The sequence below is a fragment of the Micrococcus sp. R8502A1 genome (assembly GCF_006704135.1).
Lineage (GTDB): Bacteria > Actinomycetota > Actinomycetes > Actinomycetales > Micrococcaceae > Micrococcus > Micrococcus luteus.
In genome coordinates this window covers 1-16,067 of the sequence record NZ_VIGS01000053.1, presented here as the reverse complement: position 1 = coordinate 16,067, position 16,067 = coordinate 1, and the positions used below count along the sequence as shown (strand labels likewise).

The 16,067-nt window shown below is 73.1% G+C and carries 15 protein-coding genes; 2 read left to right on the top strand and 13 right to left on the bottom strand.

What is annotated here, in order from left to right:
- Positions 1-71 precede the first annotated feature (71 nt).
- Together map and ppgK are read left to right on the top strand one after the other, a co-directional pair.
- Positions 72-890: a type I methionyl aminopeptidase gene (gene map / locus FLM69_RS09415; RefSeq protein WP_255502796.1), complete on the top strand. Its 819-nt coding sequence runs from the start codon at positions 72-74 to the stop codon at positions 888-890.
- 21 nt (positions 891-911) lie between these two features.
- Complete coding sequence (ppgK, locus tag FLM69_RS09410) at positions 912-1,736, top strand: polyphosphate--glucose phosphotransferase (protein ID WP_044659513.1); 825 nt, start codon at positions 912-914, stop codon at positions 1,734-1,736.
- A gap of 158 nt (positions 1,737-1,894) precedes the next feature.
- Here ppgK and nrdR read toward each other — a convergent pair whose 3' ends face one another.
- The 13 genes from nrdR to murG all read right to left on the bottom strand — a co-directional run bounded on the left by nrdR (position 1,895) and on the right by murG (position 15,939).
- On the bottom strand, positions 1,895-2,389 hold the full coding sequence (gene nrdR / locus FLM69_RS09405) for a transcriptional regulator NrdR (RefSeq protein ID WP_002855838.1): 495 nt from the start codon (positions 2,387-2,389) through the stop codon (positions 1,895-1,897).
- A gap of 43 nt (positions 2,390-2,432) precedes the next feature.
- Positions 2,433-6,029: a DNA polymerase III subunit alpha gene (gene dnaE / locus FLM69_RS09400; protein WP_141843994.1), complete on the bottom strand. Its 3,597-nt coding sequence runs from the start codon at positions 6,027-6,029 to the stop codon at positions 2,433-2,435.
- Positions 6,030-6,136: 107 nt separating this feature from the next.
- Positions 6,137-7,099, bottom strand: a complete 963-nt coding sequence (locus FLM69_RS09395) for an RluA family pseudouridine synthase (RefSeq protein ID WP_134377109.1) — start codon at positions 7,097-7,099, stop codon at positions 6,137-6,139.
- A 4-nt stretch (positions 7,100-7,103) separates the two neighbouring features.
- Positions 7,104-7,574 carry a signal peptidase II gene (gene lspA / locus FLM69_RS09390; protein ID WP_141843996.1) on the bottom strand — a complete coding sequence of 157 codons (471 nt, stop codon included), beginning with the start codon at positions 7,572-7,574 and terminating at the stop codon, positions 7,104-7,106.
- Between the two features lie 56 nt (positions 7,575-7,630).
- Complete coding sequence (locus tag FLM69_RS09385) at positions 7,631-8,218, bottom strand: DivIVA domain-containing protein (RefSeq protein WP_141843992.1); 588 nt, start codon at positions 8,216-8,218, stop codon at positions 7,631-7,633.
- Between the two features lie 139 nt (positions 8,219-8,357).
- Positions 8,358-8,654 (bottom strand): YggT family protein, encoded by a 297-nt coding sequence (locus tag FLM69_RS09380; RefSeq protein ID WP_010078509.1) that lies wholly within the window; start codon positions 8,652-8,654, stop codon positions 8,358-8,360.
- Between the two features lie 7 nt (positions 8,655-8,661).
- Entirely contained in the window at positions 8,662-9,294 is a 633-nt protein-coding gene (sepF, locus tag FLM69_RS09375) for a cell division protein SepF (RefSeq protein WP_061867226.1), read from the bottom strand.
- 110 nt (positions 9,295-9,404) lie between these two features.
- On the bottom strand, positions 9,405-10,193 hold the full coding sequence (locus FLM69_RS09370; protein WP_061867225.1) for a YggS family pyridoxal phosphate-dependent enzyme: 789 nt from the start codon (positions 10,191-10,193) through the stop codon (positions 9,405-9,407).
- Entirely contained in the window at positions 10,190-11,011 is an 822-nt protein-coding gene (locus FLM69_RS09365) for a polyphenol oxidase family protein (protein ID WP_141843990.1), read from the bottom strand. Before FLM69_RS09365 ends, FLM69_RS09370 begins: the two co-directional genes overlap by 4 nt.
- Positions 11,008-12,225: a cell division protein FtsZ gene (gene ftsZ, locus FLM69_RS09360; protein WP_036314171.1), complete on the bottom strand. Its 1,218-nt coding sequence runs from the start codon at positions 12,223-12,225 to the stop codon at positions 11,008-11,010. The genes FLM69_RS09365 and ftsZ overlap by 4 nt, the downstream gene beginning before the upstream one ends.
- Positions 12,226-12,542: 317 nt before the next feature.
- Complete coding sequence (locus FLM69_RS09355; protein ID WP_051995230.1) at positions 12,543-13,271, bottom strand: cell division protein FtsQ/DivIB; 729 nt, start codon at positions 13,269-13,271, stop codon at positions 12,543-12,545.
- Positions 13,272-13,324: 53 nt separating this feature from the next.
- Positions 13,325-14,812, bottom strand: coding sequence for a UDP-N-acetylmuramate--L-alanine ligase (murC, locus tag FLM69_RS09350; protein WP_060974016.1), 1,488 nt, complete (start codon positions 14,810-14,812; stop codon positions 13,325-13,327).
- Positions 14,809-15,939, bottom strand: a complete 1,131-nt coding sequence (gene murG / locus FLM69_RS09345) for an undecaprenyldiphospho-muramoylpentapeptide beta-N-acetylglucosaminyltransferase (RefSeq protein ID WP_041102719.1) — start codon at positions 15,937-15,939, stop codon at positions 14,809-14,811. Before murG ends, murC begins: the two co-directional genes overlap by 4 nt.
- Between the last annotated feature and the right edge of the window lie 128 nt (positions 15,940-16,067).

Below are 16,067 nucleotides of genomic sequence, written 5' to 3'. Positions count from 1 at the left end.
TACTGCTGCGGATTTGTTAATGTATCTTTAATTTTTTGTTTAAAATGAGCTGTCTCCCCCTATGATCGCGACTGAAGCGTTCGTCGGCTGCGTCAGATGGATATAAGAGACCGGGCAAGGCCACCCCGGACGAGGGCAAGGCCTCGGACGTCTACGACGCCGCCGGCGTCGAGCGGATCCGCGCCGCCGGCCGCCTGGCCGCGCAGGCCATGGAGCACACCGCCGCCCACATCCGCCCGGGCGTCACCACGGACGAGCTGGACCGGATCGCGCACGCCTTCCTCGTGGAGCGCGGCGCCTACCCGTCCTGCCTGGGCTACCGCGGCTTCCCGCGGTCCATCTGCACCTCGATCAACGAGGTCATCTGCCACGGCATCCCGGACGGCACCGTCCTGGAGGACGGGGACATCGTCAACCTGGACATCACCGCGTACCTGGACGGTGTCCACGGGGACCACAACCGCACCTACCTGGTCGGCGACGTGGACGAGGAGTCCCGGCTGCTCGTCGAGCGCACCGAGGAGGCCCTGCGCCGCGGCATCCGCGCCGTGAAGCCCGGCCGTCAGGTCAACGTGATCGGCCGCGCCATCGAGTCCTACGCCAAGCGCTTCGGCTACGGCGTGGTGCGCGACTTCATCGGCCACGGCGTGGGCGTGGACTTCCACTCCGGCCTCGTGATCCCCCACTACGACGCGGCCCCGGCCCACGACCGCCTGCTCGTGCCCGGCATGGTGTTCACCATCGAGCCGATGCTCACCCTCGGCACGATCGAGTGGGACCAGTGGGACGACGGCTGGACCGTGGTGACCCGCGATCGCCGTCGCACCGCGCAGTTCGAGCACACGATCGTGGTCACGGACGACGGCGCGGAGATTCTCACGCTGCCGTGACTCGGCACTAAGCTGGGGGCCGTGACGACGCACACCAGCACCGCCCAGCGCTCCTCCAAATACCCCACGACGATCGGCATCGACGTCGGGGGGACCGGCATGAAGGGCGGCCTGGTCCGCCTCGGGTCGGGGCCGAAGGCGGGCACCCTGCGCGGGGACCGCTTCCGCATCCCCACGCCGCAGACGGCCATGCCCGAGCCCGTGGCGGCGACCCTGGCGGCCATCACCGCCGAGCTCGACGGGCGCGAGAAGGCGCCGAAGCCCTCCGCCCCGCTGGGCGTGTGCTTCCCCTCGATCGTCAAGGACGGGGTGTGCCTGTCCGCGAACAACATCGACCACTCGTGGATCGGCACGGACCTGCGCGGCACGTTCGAGGAGCACCTGCGCCGCCCCGTGACCGTGGTCAACGACGCCGACGCGGCCGGCCTCGCGGAGGCCCGCTACGGGGCCGGGCGGGGCGTGCGCGGCCTGGTGCACGTGATCACCCTCGGCACCGGCATCGGCGGCGCGATGATCCACGACGGCATGCTCGTCCCGAACTTCGAGGTCGGCTCCCTGGAGCTCGACGGCGTGATGGCCGAGTCACGGGCCTCTGCGAAGGCCCGGGAGCGCGATCAGCTCAGCTGGGCCGAGTACGCCGAGCGACTGCAGCGCTTCTTCTCCCACGTGGAGCGGATCTTCTCGCCCGACCTGTTCATCGTCGGCGGCGGCATCTCCAAGCGGCCGGACGACTACCTGCCGCTGCTGCGCCTGCGCACCCCGATCGTCCCGGCCCAGCTGCAGAACAACGCGGGCATCGTGGGCGCCGCCCTGGCCGCGCACGGCTCGCTCGCCGACGGCAACTGAGGGCGCAGACACCGAGGGCGGTTCCGGCTTCCCCTCCGGAACCGCCCTCGGCAGTCTTGCCGGGCCGACCGAGGTCGACCCGGGGATCACTGTAGCGCCTGGAGGCCGTGCGCACCACTGCAGCGTCGATCCCGGCCGCGCCGTCGCATCGGCCCGGGTCAGCGGGTGAACAGCCGCGGCTGCACGGCGGGACGGCCGCGATCGTCCCCGTCACCGGCCCGGAGCTCCGCGATGGCCTCCTCGAAGTCGTCGAGGGACTCGAAGTCCCGGTAGACGGAGGCGAAGCGCAGGAAGGCCACCTGGTCGAGACGGCGCAGCGGATCGAGGATGGCCAGGCCGACGTCGTGGGCGTCCACCTCGGCGTTGCCCGTGGCACGGACCGTCTCCTCGACCTCCTGGGCGAGCATGGCCAGGTCGTCGCTCGTCACCGGCCGCCCCTGGCACGCCTTCCGGACGCCGTTGATCACCTTGGAGCGGTCGAACGGCTCCGCCACCCCGGAGCGCTTGACGACGGTCAGGGCGGTGGTCTCCATGGTCGTGAACCGCTTGCCGCAGGCCTGACACTGCCGACGCCGACGGATGGCGGAGCCGTCGTCGAGGGAGCGTGAGTCGACCACGCGCGAGTCCTCATGGCGGCAGAACGGGCAGTGCATCAGCTCTCTCCTCCTGGGCGGGGCACTCCCATGCTACGTCCGCTCAGCCGAGGCAGGCCGGACCCAGCAGGATCTTGAGGTCGCCGAACAGCGCCGGGTTCGGGCTCACCCGGAACTGCGGGCCCAGCTGGAACTCCTGCGTGGCACGCTGGCCCACCAGGGACAGCCGCACCTCCGAGGAGCCCTCGTGGGTGCGCAGCACGTCCGCCAGCTGGCCCATGACCTGCTCCGTGGCCTTGAACGCGGGCAGCGTGATCCGCACGGGGCCGCCGGGGCCATCCGAGAGCTCCGGGATGGTCAGCTCCATCGCGGACAGGGACACCGACCCGTCGTCACGACGCTGCACCCTGCCCTTGACGGCGACGACGAGGTCCTCGGCCAGCATCATCGCGATGGGCGCGTACACCTGGCCGAAGAACATGACGTCCATCGAGCCGCCGAGGTCCTCGATCTCGCAGCGCGCGTACGCGTTGCCCGAGGACTTGGCGATGCGGCGCTCGAGCGTGGTGATCAGGCCCGCGATGGTGACGATCGCGCCGTCGGCGGGCCCGTCGTCGTCGAGGACGCGGGTGATCTGGACGTCGGCGTGCTGGGCCAGGACGCCGTCGAGGCCCTGCAGCGGATGGTCGGACACGTACAGGCCCAGCATCTCGCGCTCGAACGCGAGCTTCTCCTTCTTGGCCCACTCCGGCAGGTCCGGGACGGCGACGCCGTCCGCGGCGTCGGAGTCGTCCTCGTCGCCGCCGCCGAGCGCGAACAGGTCGAAGGTGAACTCGCCGTGGTCCTCCTTGCGCTTCTGCGCCACGGTGGCGTCCACGGCCTCCTCGTGCACGGCCAGCAGGGCGCGGCGGGCGTAGCCGAGGGAGTCGAAGGCGCCGGCCTTGATCATGGACTCGATGGTGCGCTTGTTGCACACCACGAGCGGCACCTTCGCCAGGAAGTCGCCGAAGCCCGTGTACGAGCCCTTCTCCTCGCGCCCCTGGACCATGCCCTTGACCACGTTGGCGCCCACGTTGCGGACGGCGCCCATGCCGAAGCGGATGTCCCGGCCGACGGGGGTGAAGGTCAGGTGGGACTCGTTCACGTCCGGGGGCAGCACGGTGATGCCCATGTGGCGGCACTCGTTGAGGTACATGGCCAGCTTGTCCTTGTCGTCGCCCACCGAGGTGAGCAGCGCGGCCATGTACTCCGCCGGGTAGTGCGCCTTGAGGTAGGCCGTCCAGTAGGAGACCAGGCCGTAGGCGGCCGAGTGCGCCTTGTTGAACGCGTAGTCCGAGAAGGGCAGCAGGATGTCCCACAGGGCCTTCACCGCGGCCTCCGAGTAGCCGCGGTCCAGCATCCCCTGGTGGAACGCCTCGTACTGCTTGTCCAGCTCCGACTTCTTCTTCTTGCCCATCGCACGGCGCAGGATGTCGGCCTGGCCGAGCGAGTAGCCCGCCACCTTCTGGGCGATCGCCATGACCTGCTCCTGATACACGATCAGGCCGTAGGTGGTGTCCAGGATCTCCCGCAGCGGCTCCTCCAGCTCCGGGTGGATCGGGGTGATCTCCTGCTGCCCGTTCTTGCGCAGCGCGTAGTTGGTGTGCGAGTTCGCGCCCATGGGGCCGGGGCGGTACAGGGCGATGGTCGCCGAGATGTCCTCGAAGTTGTCCGGGCGCATCATCTTCAGCAGCGAGCGCATGGGCCCGCCGTCGAGCTGGAACACGCCGAGGGTGTCACCGCGGGCCAGCAGCTCGTAGGCCGCCGGGTCGTCCACGTCGAGGGTCTCCAGGTCCAGGTCCACGCCCTGGTTCGCCTTCACGTTCTCGAGCGCGTCCGAGATGATCGTGAGGTTGCGCAGCCCCAGGAAGTCCATCTTGATCAGGCCCAGGGACTCCGCCATCGGGTAGTCGAACTGCGTGATGACCTGGCCGTCCTGCAGGCGGCGCATGATCGGGATGACGTCGATCACCGGCACCGAGGACATGATCACGCCGGCCGCGTGCACGCCCCACTGCCGCTTCAGGCCCTCGAGGCCCTTGGCGGTCTCGAAGACCTCCTTCGCCACCGGGTCCGTGGCGATCAGCTCGCGGAAGGGCGCGGCCTCCCCGTAGCGCGGGGCCGCGGGGTCCTCGATGTCCTTGAGCGGGATGTCCTTGGCCATCACCGCCGGCGGCAGCGCCTTGGTGAGGGACTCGCCCATCGAGAAGGGCTGGTCCATCACGCGGGCCGAGTCCTTCAGGGCCTGCTTGGTCTTGATGGTGCCGTACGTGACGATCATGGTGACGCGCTCGTCGCCGTACTTGCGGGTGACGTAGTCGATCACCTCGGAGCGACGGCGGTCGTCGAAGTCGACGTCGAAGTCGGGCATGGACACGCGGTCCGGGTTGAGGAACCGCTCGAAGATCAGCCCGTGCTTGAGCGGGTCCAGGTCCGTGATGCGCAGCGCGTACGCCACCATCGATCCGGCGCCCGAGCCGCGGCCCGGGCCCACCCGGATGCCGTTCTCCTTGGCCCAGTTGATGAAGTCGGCCACGACGAGGAAGTACCCGGGGAAGCCCATCGAGATGATGACGTCCAGCTCGTAGTCCGCCTGCTTGCGCACGTGGTCCGGCACGCCGTCCGGGTAGCGGTAGGCCAGACCGGAGGCGACCTCCTTGATGAGCCAGCTGGTCTCGTCCTCGCCCTCCGGCGTGGGGAAGACCGGCATGTAGTTGGCCTTCGTGTCGAACTCGACCTCGCACCGCTCGGCGATGAGCAGCGTGTTGTCGCAGGCCTCGGGCAGCTCCGCGAAGAGCTCGCGCATCTGCCGCGGGGACTTCAGGTAGTACTCGGTGCCGGAGAACGCGAAGCGGGAGCCGCCCTGGTCGTAGCTGGGCTCGTTGAGCTTCGAGCCCGACTGCAGGGCCAGCAGCGCCTCGTGCGCCTTGGCGTCGTGCTCGTGGGTGTAGTGCAGGTCGTTCGTGGCCACGAATGGCAGGCCCAGGTCCTTGGCGAGCCGGCGCAGGTCCGTCATCACCCGGCGCTCAATGTCGAGGCCGTGGTGCATGATCTCGCAGTAGTAGTTGTCCTTGCCGAAGATGTCCCGGAAGTCCGAGGCCGCCTGCATCGCCTCCCGGTACTGGCCCAGGCGCAGGCGCGTCTGCACCTCGCCGGAGGGGCAGCCCGTGGTGGCGATCAGGCCCTTCGAGTACTGGCTCAGCAGCTCCCGGTCCAGCCGCGGCCACTTGGCGTACACCGAGTCCAGCGAGGCGATCGAGCCCATCCGGAACAGGTTGTGCATCCCCTCGGTGGTCTCGCTCAGCAGCGTCATGTGCGTGTACGCACCGCCGCCGGACACGTCGTCCCCCCGCTGGTGGGGCTCGCCCCAGCGGGTCTTCTCCTTGTCCGTGCGGTGCTGTTGCCCGGGGGCCACGTAGGCCTCGAGCCCGATGATCGGCTTGACGCCCGCCGCCGTCGCCTTGGACCAGAAGTCGTAGGCGCCGAAGAGGTAGCCGTGGTCCGTGATGGCCAGCGAGTCCATGCCCAGCCGCTGGGCCTCGGCGAACAGGTCGTCCAGCTTCGCGGCGCCGTCGAGCATGGAGTACTCGGTGTGCGTGTGCAGGTGGACGAAGCCGCCGTCCTTCACGGCGTCGGCGCGGGCGTCGGCGGACACGGTCATGCGGGGTGGGCCTTTCGACGGGGAGGACGGCGGGGCCGGACCAGCCTACTAGTGGTGCCCGGGCGGCGGGGCCGGACCGGGACGGGGGTCACGTCGACGGTGCCGGCTCAGTCCTCGTCGCCGCGCAGCGCCGCCAGGGCGTGGGCGAGGTCGTCCGGATACGGGGAGGTGATCGTCACCGGCTCCCCCGTGACCGGGTGCGGGAACGCCAGCCGGTGGGCGTGCAGCCACTGGCGGGTCAGCCCGAGCTCGGCCGCCAGTCGCGGATCCGCCCCGTACGTGAGGTCGCCGACGCACGGGTGGCGCAGCGCCGAGGTGTGCACGCGGATCTGGTGGGTGCGCCCGGTCTCCAGGTGGACCTCGAGCAGGGTGGCCCGGCCGAACACCTCGAGCGTCTCGTAGTGGGTCACGGACGGCCTGCCGTCCTCGAGCACCGCGAACTTCCAGTGGTGGCCGGGATGCCGCCCGATGGGCGCGTCCACGGTGCCGCTCAGCGGGTCCGGGATGCCCTGGACCACGGCGTGGTAGACCTTCTCCGGCACGCGCTCGCGGAACTGGTCCTTCATGGCCGTGTAGGCGCGCTCGGTCTTGGCCACGACCATGACCCCGGTGGTGCCGACGTCGAGCCGGTGCACGATCCCCTGGCGCTCAGGGGCGCCCGAGGTGGTGATGTCGTAGCCGAGGGCGGCCAGGGCGCCCACCACGGTGGGCCCGACCCAGCCCGGCGAGGGGTGCGCGGCCACGCCGGTGGGCTTGTCCACGGCCACCAGGTCCTCGTCCTCGTACAGGATGCTCAGCGCGTCCACGCGCTCTGCCCTCACTTCCAGGGGGTCGGGGTCGTCGGGGACGTCGACGGCGAGGGTCTCCCCCGCCACGGCCTTCGCGGACTTGGCCAGGACGCGGTCCCGGCGGCCGGAGCGCGACTCGGCCCGCACCAGGCCCCGGGTGAACCAGTCCGCCAGCAGCGAGCGGGAGACGCCGAACGCGTCGGCGAGCACCGCGTCGACCCGTCGGCCCGCCTCGGCCTCGGTGACCTCGAGCCGCTCGGTCAGTCCCGGTCTCATGCCCATGTCCTCACGCCTCCCGTGTGCCGTCCAGGCGGCGGCCGGTCATCACGAGCAGGGCGACGCCGATGACGGAGCAGACGATGAACGAGTCCGCCACGTTGAAGATCGCGAAGTGCGGCACGGAGATCATGTCGACCACGTGGCCGCGCCCGAACGCCGGGGGCCGGAACAGCCGGTCCGTGAGGTTGCCGAGCACGCCGCCGGCGAGCCCGCCCAGCGCCAGGGCCCACGGCGTCGAGCGCACGCGGGCGATCCCGACGAGGGCGGCGACCGCCACCACGGCTTGGATGATGGTGAACACCCAGGTGTGGTCCTCGCCGATGGAGAACGCCGCGCCCGGGTTCAGGATGTAGTGCCAGCGCAGCACCCCGGGGATCACCGTGACGGAGTCCCCCAGCTGCATCGTGCTCTCGACCGCGTACTTGGTCAGCTGGTCGAGGGCGTAGGCCAGCACCGCCACGACGAGGGCGGTGAGCACGGCTCGCCGGCCCGCGCGAGGGGATCGCGGGGCCGGCGCGGCGTCGACGGCTCGGCTCACGCCGTGGGCGTGGGGGGCTCGACGCGCTTCTGGGCGCGGATCTCGCGCAGCTGGCCCTCGATGTAGGAGGTGAGGCGGCTGCGGTAGTCGGTCTCGAAGCTGCGCAGCTGTTCGACCTCGCCCTCCAGGCCGGCCTTCTCCTCGGCCAGGGCCTCGAGGGTGCGGGCCTTCTGCTCCTCGGCGTCGCTGATGAGCCGGGCCGCGGTGGCCTCGGCCTCGGCCACGAGCTCGGTGCTGCGCTGCTCGCCCGCGGCGACGTGCTCGTCGTGCAGCCGCTGGGCCATGGCCAGGACGCCGGCGGCGGAGGTCGCGGCCGCGTCGGCGGACGCGGGGGCGGCGGCCGGGGCCGCCTCCTCGACGGAGGCCGGTGTCGCGGCGGCCTCCGGGGTGTCCGCAGCGGGGGCGGCGCCGCCGGCGCGCAGCTCCGCGTTCTCGGACTCGAGCTGCTCGTTGAGGGCGATCAGGCGCTTGAACTCCGCCACGATCTCATCGAGGAAGTCATCCACCTCGGTCTGGTCGTAGCCCTCGCGGAACTTCGTGGGCTGGAACTGCTTGTTGACCACGTCTTCCCAGGACAGCGCCATGGAACCGTCTCGCTCTCTGCTCGGTGCTCGGGGACGGCCGGGCGGCCCGGCGCGTCGGCGGCCGGCGCGCCGGTGAGGGGCGGCGCCGATCCTGCCGCGAAGACTACCACCGGGGCGGGGAACCGCCCCGGGCCGCGGGTCAGGCCACGCCGGCCAGGCTCAGCACCAGGACCCGCAGCAGCACGACGCCGAGGAACACGATGAGGAAGGCCACGTCCAGGCCGATGCCGCCCAGGTTCACCGGCGGCACGGCACGACGCACGGGGCGCAGCAACGGGTCGGTGGCCCCGTACACGCCGCTGGCCAGCACGAGGGCCGCCCCGGTGGGGCGCCAGTGGCGGGCGAACGACTGCGTGACGTCCAGGACGATCCGCACGGTCAGCGCCGCGAGCACCACCGTCAGGGCGATGTAGGCGAGGGCGAGGAGCAGCTGCATGGGCGCCTCAGTCGCCGTCGAACGGGGAGTCGGCCGCGCCGGACTCGCCCTGCTCGGCGCCGACGACGTCCACGGTGGCCGGGGTCAGCAGGAACACCTTGCTGGTGATGCGGGAGATCGAGCCGTGCAGGCCGAAGACGAGGCCGGCCGCGAAGTCCACGAGGCGCTTGGCCTCGTTCTCACCGAGGTCGGTCACGTTCATGATCACGGGGACGCCGGAGCGGAAGGCCTCGCCGATCGCCTTCGCGTCGTTGTAGGAGCGGGGGTGGACGGTGGACAGGGTGTGCACGGAGGCTCCTTCGGCAGACGACGCTGCGGCTCGCTTGATGGGGGTCACCGGGGCCCGGTAGCCCGGGTCGGCCGGCTCGGGACGCGCCGGACGCCGGGGTTCGACGGGATCGGCCGCGGTGGAGCCGGACGGGGTCACGGGCTCCGGCCGCTCGGCCGGCTCGGGATCGCGGACCGCAGTCGGGCGGACGGCCTCCATGTGGGGGTCGGTGTCCGGCTCCGCGGGGCGGCGCGCCTCGACGACCTCGTGTCGGGGCGCGGTCTCCCGCTCGGTGGCACGGGGCTGCTCGTCGTACTCGTCGCCGTCGGCCAGGCCGAGGTAGATCATCGTCTTCTTCAGGGCACCAGCCATGAGTCTTCCTTCACCACGTCCTCCGGCCCCGGGGGCCGCCGTCGTTCGTCGTCGGTGCGCGTGCGTCCGCACGGTCCTGTCGCGTCCCGCCGGGACGCGCGGGGTCAACGTTAGCCCACCGCGTCCCGGGCCCCCAGAACGTCGGAGCCGATGCGCACCTGTGTCGCCCCGGCGCGCACGGCCGCCTCGAGGTCCGCGCTCATCCCCATCGACAGCGCGGTGGCCTCCGGATGCGTCTGCCGCACGCGCGCGCCGAGAGCGGCGAGCCGGCGGAACGCGTCCTCCGGGTCCAGGCCGCGCGGTGCCACGCACATCAGCCCGCCCAGCCGCAGACCCGGCAGGCCGGCGACGACGGCCGCGAGGGCGGCGACGTCCTCGGGGCGGGCGCCGCCGCGCGGACCGATCCCCTCGGGACGGTCCTCGTCGGCGCGGTCGTCGACGTCCACCTGCACGAGGCACTCCAGGTCGGGGATCGCGGCCTCGGGCTCGCGCTCGCGCCGCAGCACGAGCGCCCGCGAGAGCGCCTCGGCCAGTTCGGGTCGGTCCACCGACTCCACCACGGACGCGTAGCGCACCACGTACTTGGCCTTGTTGGTCTGCAGCTGGCCCACGAAGTGCCAGCGCGGGGCGTCCGCCCCCAGGGCCGCGGCGACGGCCTCGGCCTTGGGCCGGGCCTCCTGGTCGCGGTTCTCCCCCACGTCGGTCACGCCGAGCGCGGCGAGGCGCACGACGTCCTCGGCGGGGTGGGTCTTGGTCACGACGACGAGCGCGGGCTCCGCCTCGCGCCCGGCGTCCCGCGCGGCGTCGGCGATGCGGGAGTGCACCGCGGCGAGCGCGTCGGCGATCTCCCGGGCGCGGGGGTCCGTCGGGGTCGGCCCGGCGGTGGCGGGGGCGGTCATGCGTCTCCTCTCGGGGTGGTGGCGTCGGGGTCGGCGCGCCAGACGAGGCCGGCGAACCGGCCCTCACCGGGCGCCCGACGGTGCGAGAACAGGCGCTCGTCCTCCCGCGTGCACACGTCGATCGTCGCGGCGGCCACCCCGCGGGCACGGAGGACCTCCGCGGCGCCGGCGGGCAGGTCGAGGGCGGGGGTGCCCCAGGACGTGGTGGCGGCGGTCGCCGGGAGGCGGGCGGCGGCGTCGTCGCGCATGGCCGCGGGCACCTCGTAGCAGCGGCCGCACACGCCGGGGCCGATCCAGGCGCGCAGGCCGGGACCGGCTCGGTCGGCCTCCGGGCGCAAGGAGAGCAGCCGATCGACGGTCGCCTCCAGGACGCCGTCCAGCAGCCCGCGCCGCCCGGCGTGGGCCACGGCGGTCGCGCCGGTCGTCTCGTCGACGACGACCACGGGGAGGCAGTCGGCCACCATGACGGCCAGCGGACGGGACCCGTCACGGCTCACGGCGGCGTCGGCCACGGGGGCCGGGGCACCGCCGCGCCCGGGTCCGTCCGCCCACACGACGTCGGCCGAGTGCACCTGGTCCAGATAGAGCGTGGCGTCCTCGGGGACCCCCATCACGCGCTCCAGGGCGCGACGGGCGGCGCTGACACGCGCGAGTCGCTCGGCCTCGTCCGGCGGGACCACGTGCAGCGCGAGGTTGCCGGCGGCCACGGACGTCCAGGCCACGTGCACGGCGCCCGTCGCGGTGCGGACGGTCTCGCGGTGCACGAAGGGGCCAGCGGGGACCCGTGCGGTCCCGGCCGGCCCCTCCGCGGCCGTCACTTGAGGAAGTCCGGGACGTCCAGGTCCGAGGACCCGGCGCCGAGGTCCGGCTCCACCACGGTGGGCAGGTCCTGCTGGCGGCGCGGCTGCTGCTCCTGCGGGGCCAGCGGCACGGTGCCGCGCACGGCGGGGCGCTCGGCCTGCTGCGGCTGGGCCGGGGCGGCGGGCTGCGGCTGGGCGGCGGGCTGCGGCTGCGCGGGGGCCGCGGCCCGCTGCGGGGCCGCCTGCTGCTGCACGGCCTGCGGGGCGGCCGGGGCGGAGGTGACGTCCACCTTGTCGAAGCCCGCGGCGATCACGGTCACGCGCACCTCGTCGCCGAGGGCGTCGTCGATGACCGCGCCGAAGATGATGTTGGCCTCCGGGTGGGCGACCTCCTGGACCAGTCGCGCGGCCTCGTTGATCTCGAAGAGGCCGAGGTCGGAGCCGCCCTGGATGGAGAGCAGCACACCGTACGCGCCGTCGATGGAGGCCTCGAGCAGCGGCGAGGCGATCGCCAGCTCGGCCGCCTTGACGGCGCGGTCCTCGCCCTGCGCGTGGCCGATGCCCATGAGCGCGGAGCCCGCGCCCTGCATCACGGACTTCACGTCCGCGAAGTCGAGGTTGATCAGGCCCGGGGTGGTGATCAGGTCGGTGATGCCCTGGACGCCGGAGAGGAGCACCTGGTCCGCCTGACGGAAGGCGTCCATGACCGAGACGTTGCGGTCCGAGATGGACAGCAGGCGGTCGTTCGGGATCACGATGAGGGTGTCGACCTCGTCCCGCAGGGCGTCGATGCCCGCCTCGGCGGAGCCGGCGCGACGGCGGCCCTCGAACGTGAACGGACGGGTCACGACGCCGATGGTCAGGGCGCCGAGCGAGCGCGCGATGCGGGCCACGACGGGCGCTCCGCCGGTGCCGGTGCCGCCGCCCTCGCCCGCGGTCACGAACACCATGTCCGCGCCCCGCAGGACCTCCTCGATCTCCTCCGCGTGGTCCTCGGCGGCCTGGCGGCCGACCTCGGGGTTCGCACCCGCGCCGAGTCCACGGGTGAGCTCGCGGCCCACGTCCAGCTTCACGTCCGCGTCCGACATCAGCAGCGCCTGGGCGTCCGTGTTGATGGCGATGAACTCCACGCCGCGGAGCCCCACCTCGATCATGCGGTTCACGGCGTTCACGCCGCCGCCGCCGATGCCGACGACCTTGATGACGGCCAGGTAGTTCTGGGGTGCAGCCACGGTGTTGGTTCCCTTTGTTCGAGATCTCGAGAGGTCAGCGCGAGGCACATCGCCCCGGTGATCGGCGGCCACCCGGGGTGGACACCTTCAAGCACAGCGTGAAGCGAGCCTCGCGCGCGTTCGGATCCACCGTACTGGGAGGCCCGCGTCACGCGCAAAAGAAAACGGCGTGTCCACGCGGAAAAGACGCCCTCAACATCAACTTTCACGTGAGACTCGAAGGACGAGCCTCCGCAGTGATGGCACCCCGACTCGCATGAGGCCCCGCGCCCCGACCTTCACCTTCACGTTCTACTGGAGACTCCTGTGGCCCCGGTTCAGCGCGTGATCGGCCGCGTGGGCACGGAGACGTCGATCTCGGCGACGCCGCCCGCCGCGGACCCGTGCCGCTCGTCCGCCAGGAACGCCTCGGCCACGGACCCCTTGAGGCCGGCGTCCTGCGCGTCGCCCCAGACCAGGGTCACCCCACCCTCGAGCGCCAGACGGACCTGGCCCGGGCCCCGGGAGTCGGCCGTCTCGACACGATCCGCCACGGCCTCCGGCAGGGCGGCCAGCACCTCGGCCACCTCGGCGCGCTCCTCCTGCGCCCGCTGCGCCAGCTCCTCCGAGAACGCGGGGAGGTCCTCGCCCTCGAGCCGTTCCTCCGGCACTCCCGTCAGGACGGTGCCGTCTGCGAGCAGCAGCTGCACACCGTCGTCGCCGTCCCGCCGGGCCCGCGTCTCATGCTCCCGGACCACGACCTCCAGGCCGGTGGGCAGGCGGGGAACGGTCTGGACCTCGGCCACTCCGGGCAGACCACCGACCAGCTCGCCCACACAGCCGGCGCCGACGCGGGACAGCGGCACGCCGTACACGGGCTCCAGGCGCTCCTGGACCTCGGCGGCGGAGACATGGCGGGTGCCGGTGACCTCGACGCGGTCCACCGCGAGCACGGGCGAGAAGAACACGACCCAGCCCAGGGCGGTCAGCACCGCGAGGACCGCGGCCGCCACACCCCAGCGCGTGGCGCGGCGCCGGCGCGCGGTGCGGCCCGGGAATCGGACCACGGTGGAGGCGTCGGCCCCGGCTGGTGCGACCGGCGGCGTCCCGCGGCCGCGCCTCACGGGTGGGCGACGCCGGGCGCCGCGTCCCGGCCGAGCTCGGCCAGCAGGTCCGGACCCAGGGCGGTGACGTCCCCCGCGCCCATCGTCAGGACGACGTCGCCGGCCGTGGCGCCCGCCGCGAGCGAGCGCACCGCCTCGGCGCGGTCCTCGGCGACGACACGGTCCTCGGCGGCACCCGTGGTGAGGCGGGAGGCGATGAGGGACGAGTCGACGCCGGGCATCGGCTCCTCCCGGGCCGCGTACACGGGCAGCACGCGCACCACGTCCGCCCCGGAGAGGGCGGCGGCGAACTCGGCGGCGAAGTCCCGGGTGCGGGAGAACAGGTGGGGCTGGAACAGGACGTGCACGCGGGCGTCACCGGCCACGGCACGGCCGGCGGAGACCGCGGCGGCCACCTCCGTGGGATGGTGCGCGTAGTCGTCGAAGACCCGCACGCCGCGCGCGGCGCCACGGAACTCGAATCGGCGGGCCGTGCCCCGGAAGGCCTCGACGCCCCGCACGGCGGCCTCGAAGGCCATGCCCGCCCGGACGGCGGCCAGGACCACGGCGGCGGCGTTCAGCGCGTTGTGCCGGCCGGGCACCTGCAGGTGCAGGGTGCGCTCCGGCCCGTCCGCCATCCGGAACGTGGCGCGCTGGCCCACTCCGGTCTCGCCCGGCTCCACCGCGAGGTCGGTGACCAGCAGGTCCGGCACCACGCCGTCGCGGGGCGCCGTGCCGTAGGTCACGACGTCGGCGGCCGCGTTGTCACGGGCCCACGCGGCGAGCTCCGCCGCGCCGGCGTCGTCGAGGCAGGCCACGAGGACCCCGCCCTGGGCGGCGGCTGGCAGCCCGCCCGCGAAGTCCCGGAAGACCTGGTGCACCGCCTCCTCGGTCCCGTAGTGGTCCAGGTGGTCGGCCTCCACGGTCGTGACGATCCCGATCGTGCTCGGGTAGTTCACCAGGGTGCCGTCGGACTCGTCGGCCTCCGCGATGAACCACTCGCCCCGGCCCGCCCGGGCGTTGGTGCCGAGCCCGGCGACGGCGGCGCCGACGGCGAACGTGGGGTCCCAGCCGGCGTCGGAGAAGGCCATGGCGGCCATGGAGGACGTGGTGGTCTTCCCGTGCGTGCCGGCGACGGCCAGCACCCGGTGGCCGCGCATGGCCAGGGCGAGGCCCTCGGAACGGTGCAGCACGCGCAGTCCGCGTGCCACGGCGGCGTCGTGCTCCGGGTTGCCCGGCCCGGCGATCGAGGAGGCGATCACCGTGGTGACGTCCCGGCCGAGGTGCGCGGCGTCGTAGCCGACCGTGATCCGGGCGCCGCCCGCGGCGAGCTCGCGCATTACGGGCAGGTCCTTCGCGTCGGAGCCGGACACCGCGACGCCCTGCTCCTGGAGGATGCGGGCGACCCCCGACACGCCCACGCCGCCGATCCCCAGCAGGTGCACGCGGCCCAGGTCGGCGAAGCGGCCCTCGGCCGCGGGACGGGTGCTCTCGTCGCGGCTCATCGCCGGGCTCCTTCCTGGGCGGCCGAGCGCACGAGGCCGGCCATGGTGACGTCCGCGTCCCGGACGCCGAAGCGGGCGGCCGCCTCCCCCATGCGCGCCAGACGCTCGGGGTCGGTCGCCAGCGGGATCAGCTGACGCTGCACCCACGCGCGCCCGAAGGCGTCGTCGCGGACGAGCAGCGCACCCTCCGCCTCCACCACGGGGCGGGCGTTGAGCGCCTGCTCGCCGTTGCCGATGGGCAGGGGGACGTAGACGGCGGGCAGGCCGACCGCGGACACCTCGCAGACCGTGCCGGCGCCCGAGCGGGCGACGATCAGGTCGGCGGCGGCGTAGGCCTGCTCCATGCCCGCCAGGTACTCCCGCTGGACGTAGCCGTCCCGGACCAGGAGGCTGCCGTCGTCCTCGGTGAGGGCCTTGTCCCGCCCGGTCAGGTGGAAGACCTGCAGACCGGCGTCGAGGAGGTCGCCCAGCGCGGCGCGCACGGTGCGGTTCACGGCCAGCGCACCCGAGCTGCCGCCGGTCACCACGACGGTGGTCCGGTCCGGGTCGAGGCCGAGGGCCTCACGGGCGGCACGGCCGGCGGCCGCCCGGTCCAGGCCGGAGATCTCGGGGCGCATCGGCATGCCCACCCAGCGGGCGCCGCGGAGGCGGGTGTCCGGCAGGGCGGTGCCGACGTGCGTGGCCCGCAGGGCGCCGATGCGGTTGGCCAGGCCGGGGCGGGCGTTGGCCTCGTGGACCACCACGGGCACACCGGCCCGGAACGCGGCGAGGTACACGGGGGTGGCGACGTAGCCGCCCACGCCCACGACGACGTCGGCGCGCCGGTCCCGCAGGATCCGGGCCGCCGTGGCGACCGCGGCGCGCATGCGGGCCGGGAAGCGGACGACGTCCATCGACGGGCGGCGCGGCATCGGGACCCGGTCGATCAGGTCGAGCTCGTAGCCCGCCTCGGGGACGAGACGCGTCTCCATGCCGGAGGCGGTGCCGACCATGGTGCACTCGACGGGGCCGCCGCCGTCATCCTCCAGGGCGCGGGCGATCGCGAGCATCGGGGAGATGTGGCCGGCGGTGCCGCCGCCGGCCAGCACCACCCGCAGGGGTCCGGAGGGATGAGAGGTCTGCGTCATCGGGGCTCCTGGAGGGCGGGGGTGGGGATCACGGCTGGCTCTTATACACACCTGGCGCTGCCGACGATCGCATAAGCGGAGGCCACGGCGGGGCACCGTCCCCTGAATAACAAAACGCACAGCGGATG

Bases quoted from the DNA above. Each gene is read 5' to 3' on its own strand.
- FLM69_RS09380 (WP_010078509.1), bottom strand. From the start codon at position 8,654: ATGCAGCTGCTCCTCGCCCTCGCCTACATCGCCCTGACGGTGGTGCTC.
- murC (WP_060974016.1), bottom strand. From the start codon at position 14,812: ATGAGCCGCGACGAGAGCACCCGTCCCGCGGCCGAGGGCCGCTTCGCC.
- sepF (WP_061867226.1), bottom strand. From the start codon at position 9,294: ATGGCTGGTGCCCTGAAGAAGACGATGATCTACCTCGGCCTGGCCGAC.
- dnaE (WP_141843994.1), bottom strand. From the start codon at position 6,029: ATGACCGTGTCCGCCGACGCCCGCGCCGACGCCGTGAAGGACGGCGGC.
- murG (WP_041102719.1), bottom strand. From the start codon at position 15,939: ATGACGCAGACCTCTCATCCCTCCGGACCCCTGCGGGTGGTGCTGGCC.
- FLM69_RS09385 (WP_141843992.1), bottom strand. From the start codon at position 8,218: ATGGCGCTGTCCTGGGAAGACGTGGTCAACAAGCAGTTCCAGCCCACG.
- FLM69_RS09370 (WP_061867225.1), bottom strand. From the start codon at position 10,193: ATGACCGCCCCCGCCACCGCCGGGCCGACCCCGACGGACCCCCGCGCC.
- nrdR (WP_002855838.1), bottom strand. From the start codon at position 2,389: ATGCACTGCCCGTTCTGCCGCCATGAGGACTCGCGCGTGGTCGACTCA.
- FLM69_RS09395 (WP_134377109.1), bottom strand. From the start codon at position 7,099: ATGGGCATGAGACCGGGACTGACCGAGCGGCTCGAGGTCACCGAGGCC.